Annotated in this window: 4 protein-coding genes; all 4 read right to left on the bottom strand. The window is 46.8% G+C overall.

Features of this window, described 5'->3' with window-relative positions; genetic code table 11:
• Positions 1-183 precede the first annotated feature (183 nt).
• The 4 genes from B5F71_RS05355 to B5F71_RS05340 all read right to left on the bottom strand — a co-directional run bounded on the left by B5F71_RS05355 (position 184) and on the right by B5F71_RS05340 (position 6,113).
• Positions 184-2,223 (bottom strand): M13 family metallopeptidase, encoded by a 2,040-nt coding sequence (locus tag B5F71_RS05355; protein ID WP_087208275.1) that lies wholly within the window; start codon positions 2,221-2,223, stop codon positions 184-186.
• A gap of 93 nt (positions 2,224-2,316) precedes the next feature.
• Positions 2,317-4,254 (bottom strand): ABC-F family ATP-binding cassette domain-containing protein, encoded by a 1,938-nt coding sequence (locus B5F71_RS05350; RefSeq protein ID WP_087208273.1) that lies wholly within the window; start codon positions 4,252-4,254, stop codon positions 2,317-2,319.
• Positions 4,255-4,364: 110 nt separating this feature from the next.
• Positions 4,365-5,633, bottom strand: a complete 1,269-nt coding sequence (locus B5F71_RS05345; protein ID WP_022038763.1) for an adenylosuccinate synthase — start codon at positions 5,631-5,633, stop codon at positions 4,365-4,367.
• Positions 5,634-5,645: 12 nt separating this feature from the next.
• Positions 5,646-6,113: a transcriptional repressor gene (locus B5F71_RS05340; protein ID WP_087208271.1), complete on the bottom strand. Its 468-nt coding sequence runs from the start codon at positions 6,111-6,113 to the stop codon at positions 5,646-5,648.
• Between the last annotated feature and the right edge of the window lie 34 nt (positions 6,114-6,147).

Here is a 6,147-nt window from a genome sequence, read left to right as displayed (position 1 = left end):
CGCTCCTGTTCTTCGTCAGATAGCCCGCTATCTTCCTCATCACAGAAGCGAAAATGCCTCAAAAACTCATCCCAAATCATCGCACGATAAATTCAAAACAGCTTCTTATGACGGATCAGTCTGAAGAACCAATACTGAAGAATCTGCTTGTTTTTATATTATTCATCGCCATATATGGATTCTTTACCAAATGTTCACGCGTTTTTCCGGAGCTACGTAAAGTGGATCGTTCGAAGTGATGTTGAAAGCATCATACCAAGCCTGGATATGAGGCAGGGCACCGTTTACACGCCATTCGCCCAACGAGTGAGGATCGCTCTTGGTATATACACGAATCTGTTCGTCGCGGATGTTTCCTGCCCATAACGTAGCATAGGCAATGAAGAAACGTTGTGCAGGTGTAAAGCCGTTTTTATCTTCCAACGGGGCATCTTTTGTGGCGTTTTGGAATGCCAGGTATGCGATGTTCAAACCTCCGTGGTCGGCAAGGTTTTCACCCAAGGTGAGCTGGCCGTTTCCGTGTAATCCCGGAAGTACTTCGATGTTGTTGAAGAAGTCCACCATTACTTGTGCACGTTCTTTGAAGCGGTCGGCATCTCCTGCTGCCCACCAGTCTTTCAGATTGCCTTCCTTGTCGAACTGACGTCCTTGATCATCGAATCCGTGAGTCATTTCGTGTCCGATTACTACGCCGATAGCACCGTAGTTGGCAGCATCATCGGCTTCCATGTTAAAGAATGGTGGTTGAAGGATTGCTGCCGGGAAGCAGATTTCGTTAGTAGAGGGATTGTAGTAAGCATTGACAGTTTGCGGTGTCATCAGCCATTCATCGCGGTCGACTGGTTTTCCCAAACGGGATATCATGTCGTTGAAGCCCCAGGCAGCAGCACGGCATACGTTTGCCCAATACGAGTCTTTCTGGATTTCAAGTGCTGAATAGTCTTTCCACTTGTCGGGATAACCCACTTTCACGCGGAAAGCATCCAGTTTTTCATGGGCACGCATTTTGGTGCTGTCGCTCATCCATTCTTGTGCATCGATGCGCTGTCCCAGTGCTGTTTGCAGGTTTTTTACGAGGTTGACCATACGTTCCTTGGCTGCAGCAGGGAAATATTTTTCGACATACATTTCGCCTACCAATTCACCCAATAAACCATCGACGCTATTAACGGCACGTTTCCAGCGTGGTTGATTGGCTTGTCGTCCGGACATCACTTTACCATAGAAGTCGAAGCGTGCAGTCACGAAATCATCACTCAATGTGGGAGCTGCAGCGTCAAGCAGGTTGTATTCCAAGTATGAAATGCTTTTGGAGAGCGGCAGGGTATTGATGAGCTTCGCTACTTCCTGAATGGGTTCTATTTGTTCTACGTTCAGTTCGGCAGGTGCTTCGATACCCAAAGCCTTCATAAAGGCATCCCAGTCAATGCCGGAAATCTGCTTCTTGAGTTCGGCATATGTCATTTTGTGGTAATTGGCTTCGGGGTCACGCAGTTCGGTTGCACTTTTCGATACTTTGGCAATGGCAGTTTCTATTTCCATTACGTCTGCTACCTTCTGTTGTGCATCGGTTTCAGTAAATCCGGCAAGGGTGAAAAGTTTTGTAATGTATTTTTTGTATTGCTCGCGGATGTTTTGGGTGATGCTGTCATTGTCGAGGTAATATTCTTTTTCGCCCAAGTTGATGCCGCCTTGTCCCATCTGGAAGATGTTCAGCACACTGTTTTTGGGATCGGCATAAACGTAGTAGCTGAAGAAAGTGCTTATACCTGCTGTACGTCGCATCTCGACTGCCATCGGGATGACCTGGCTTTTGTCAGTAAGTGCGGCTATTTTTTCAAGCATAGGTTTCACTGGTTCGCATCCTTGCTTGTTCAGTGTCACACTGTCCATTGCCATATTATAAAGGTCACCGATTTTCTGTGCGGCGGTTCCAGGTTCGTTTTGTTTGGCTGCAAGTTCTTCAATCAGCCCGCGCAGCTGCTTCTGATTGTTTTCTGCCAGTTGGTCGAATGTGCCGTAGCGTGAATATTCAGCGGTTAGCGGGTGTGCGTCGTTCCATCCTCCGCAGGCATAACGGAAGAAATCGGTACCGGCGGATACGGTAGTGTCCATATTCGCCAAATCAATGCCCGAAGTGTTCGTGGCATTCTTTTGTCCGGTGCAGCCGGCCATTGCCAGTGTGGCAAAAGCGGCTACTGCTACATAATGTTTTGTTTTCATATTGCTATTTTGTTTAAAAACTTAGTTTTGTCTTTATCATTACGAGTAAAAGAATTATGGGGGTGTTTTCCCTGTCAAGTGTAGGTTGAGAATTTATTTCAGTTCTTCCAGTTCAAGTGAAATGGTTTCCCATTCGGTCTCCGCTGCGGCTATCTGCTCTTTCAGTTTCTGATGTTCCTGGTAGAGTGACATGTCGGCTGCACCTTCGGGTGTTGCCATACGGTTTTCGAGTGCCGACACCTGCTGTTCCATTTTTTCGATAGATGTTTCCAGTTCTGCTACCTGTTTTTCCAGCTTGCGTATCTTGCGTGTTTGTTCTCGTTGGGCTTCGTAAGAAAGTTTGCCTTCACTGGGAGGGTCTTTTTCTTCCTTTTTCTTTACACCTTCGGATGTAGATGCGGAGAGATGAAGTTCATTCAGATTTTCTATTTTTTTCTTCTGTAAGAAATCGTATATGCCGCCGATGTGTTCTTTCACCAGTCCTCCGCCGAATTCGTAGACTTTGGTCACCAGTCCGTCGAGAAACTCACGGTCGTGCGAAACGACTATCACAGTGCCGTCGAATTCGCGTATGGCTTCTTTGAGTACATCTTTCGAGCGCATATCAAGGTGGTTGGTAGGTTCGTCGAGAATAAGCAGGTTGACCGGTTCGAGCAAGAGGCGTATCATTGCCAACCGGCTTCTTTCTCCTCCCGAAAGCACTTTTACTTTTTTGTCGGAAGCTTCGCCTCCGAACATAAATGCGCCCAGGATATCGCGTATCTTCAGGCGTATGTCTCCTTTTGCCACGCGGTCGATGGTATCGAATACGGTCAGGTTCTCGTCAAGTAGTTGTGCCTGGTTTTGGGCAAAATAGCCGATTTGCACGTTGTGTCCGATGGTGAGTTTTCCTTCATAGGGTATTTCGTCCATGATGCACTTGACGAGTGTGGATTTTCCTTCGCCGTTCTTGCCCACGAATGCTATTTTTTCACCTCGATGGATGGTAAGGTTCACATCGTGGAATACCACATGGGAACCGTACGCTTTCTTCAGGTTTTCGCATATCACGGGATAATTGCCCGAGCGGATGGCGGGTGGGAACTTGAGGTGTAAGGATGAGTTGTCTTCTTCGTCCACTTCGACAGGTACGATTTTTTCGAGTTGCTTGATGCGGCTCTGCACCTGTACTGCCTTAGTCGCCTTATAACGGAAACGTTCAATGAAGTCTTCAGTGTCTTTTATTTCTTTCTGTTGGTTTTCGTAGGCACGGAGTTGCTGTTCACGTCGTTCTTTGCGGAGGACAACGAACTGGTCGTAAGGTACCCGATAATCATAGATATGTCCGCACGATATTTCGATAGTGCGATTGGTGACATTGTTGATGAAAGCCCGGTCATGGCTGACCAGTACTACGGCTCCCAGTTCCATTTTCAAGAATCCTTCCAGCCACTGAATGCTCTCGATGTCAAGATGATTGGTAGGCTCGTCAAGCAGAAGCACGTCTGGATGGCGCAAAAGCAGTTTGGCAAGCTCGATGCGCATACGCCATCCTCCGCTGAACTCACTGGTAGGACGGTCGAAATCAGAACGGGCAAAGCCCAAGCCCACCAAGGTGCGTTCCAGCTCAGCCTGGTAATTATTGCCTCCCATCATTTGAAAACGTTCGTTTTCGTGTGTAAAACGGTCTATCAGTCCGTGATAGTCTGGCGAGTCATAATCGGTACGGTCTGAAAGTTCCTGGTTCATCTGTTCCAGGTGTTTTTTCATTTCGAAGATATGTTCGAATGCCATTTCTGCTTCGGCACGTACCGTACGTGTATCGCTCAGCACCATAACCTGGGGCAGATAACCGATGGTAACTCCGCGCTGTACCGCTACTGTGCCTTCGGTGGGACGTTGCATGCCGGCAAGTATTTTCAATAAGGTAGACTTGCCTGCACCGTTCTTGCCTACCAGGGCAATGCGGTCTTTCTTGTTGATAACAAACGATACATCTTTGAACAATGGAGTTACTCCGAATTCCACTTTCAAACCTTCTATAGAAATCATATAAATGCCTAGTCCTTTAGTTCTTGAGTTTGTAAGTCCTTAAGTCTTTTCGTTTTGCAAGCTAAACTTAAAAATTCAAAAACTTAAGAACTTACAAATTCATCTACTCATTATTCAGTATAGCGTTCGATGGTCTGTTCGCGGTCGGGACCTACTGATACGATTTTGATGGGAGTACCCAACTGGTCTTCAAGGAAGGAAATGTAGGCGTTGAATTCTTCGGGGAATTCGTCTTCACTAGTCATCTTGGTCATATCGGTCTGCCAGCCGGGCATTTCTACATATACCGGCTCTACACCTTCGGTGATATCGTAGGGGAAATAGTCGATTTCTTCTCCGTTCACTTTGTATGCTACACAAGCTTTCACGATGGGGAAGGCATCGAGTACATCACTCTTCATCAGGATAAGCTGGGTGACTCCGTTGACCATAATGGCATAACGCAATGCTACGAGGTCGACCCATCCACAACGGCGTTCGCGTCCGGTCACTGCCCCATATTCATGTCCAAGGTCGCGGATAGTTTTTCCGGTTTCATCGAACAGTTCGGTAGGGAATGGTCCGGCTCCTACGCGGGTACAATAAGCTTTCATGATGCCATATACTTCGCCAATTCGGTTGGGTGCCAGTCCCAGTCCCGTGCAGGCTCCGGCGCAAATCGTATTGGAAGAAGTAACAAACGGATACGAACCGAAATCAACATCAAGCATCGTACCTTGCGCACCTTCGCACAACACACTCTTGCCTTCATTCAGGAGGCGGTTTATTTCGTGTTCGCTATCCACCAAGTGGAACTGGCGCAGGTATTCGATACCTTCCATCCATTGTTTTTCGGCTTCGGTTATATCATACGAATAGTTCAGGCTTTGGAGAATTTTTTCGTGACGTGCTTTGGCAGCTGCGTATTTCTCGTCAAATCCATGCAGGATGTCGCCTACACGCAGACCGTTGCGGCTCACCTTGTCGGTATATGTCGGTCCGATACCTTTTCCGGTGGTGCCTACTTTCGATGCTCCCTTGGCAGCTTCATATGCTGCATCCAGCACCCGGTGGGTAGGTAAGATGAGGTGTGCCTTTTTCGAAATGTGCAGGCGTTCTTTCAGCGGATGTCCGCTTGCTTCAAGTGCTTCTGCCTCGCTCTTGAATAAAGCTGGGTCCAGCACCACGCCATTACCGATGATATTGACTTTATCGCCTTGGAATATCCCTGACGGAATAGAACGGAGTACATATTTTTGACCTTCAAATTCCAGTGTATGACCGGCATTAGGTCCTCCTTGGAAACGAGCAACAACATCATAACGCGGGGTCAGTACATCTACGACCTTCCCTTTACCTTCATCGCCCCATTGCAAACCTAACAATACATCTACTTTCATATAATCTAATTTTTAAGTTTTTGAAATTTTTCTTCTTTTCGCTACCATACACTTGTTGCATAGCCCGTATATATATAAGGAGTAGTGAGAGGCATGAAAACCTTTCAGTTTGGTATCTACGATGGCTTGTTTCAAGGTTTCATCTTCGAACTCGGAAACCTTGCCGCACGAAGTGCAGATCATGTGATGGTGAGTCTCGTTGTTGTACGAACGTTCATACTGCGATGTATTGCCGAACTGGTGCTTGATGACCAGTCCTGCATCAATCAGTAAGATAATCGTATTGTATAGCGTGGCACGGCTGACACGGAAACGTTCTTTTTCTGCCATATATGAATATAGCATCTCGATGTCGAAATGTCCTTTGATGGTATAAATCGTGTCGAGAATGGCATATCGTTCGGGTGTCTTGCGATGCCCGTTCTTCTGCAAATAATCAGTCAGAATCTGTTTTACCTTTTCTTTTATATTTTCTTCCATCCGCTCAGTCTCTTTCTGGGTCAAAGGTAATCTT

Source organism: Bacteroides sp. An269, from assembly GCF_002159755.1.
GTDB classification, from domain to species: Bacteria; Bacteroidota; Bacteroidia; order Bacteroidales; family Bacteroidaceae; genus Phocaeicola; species Phocaeicola intestinalis.
Note: the sequence above shows the minus strand (reverse complement) of the source record. Positions and strands in the feature narration are given on the sequence as shown.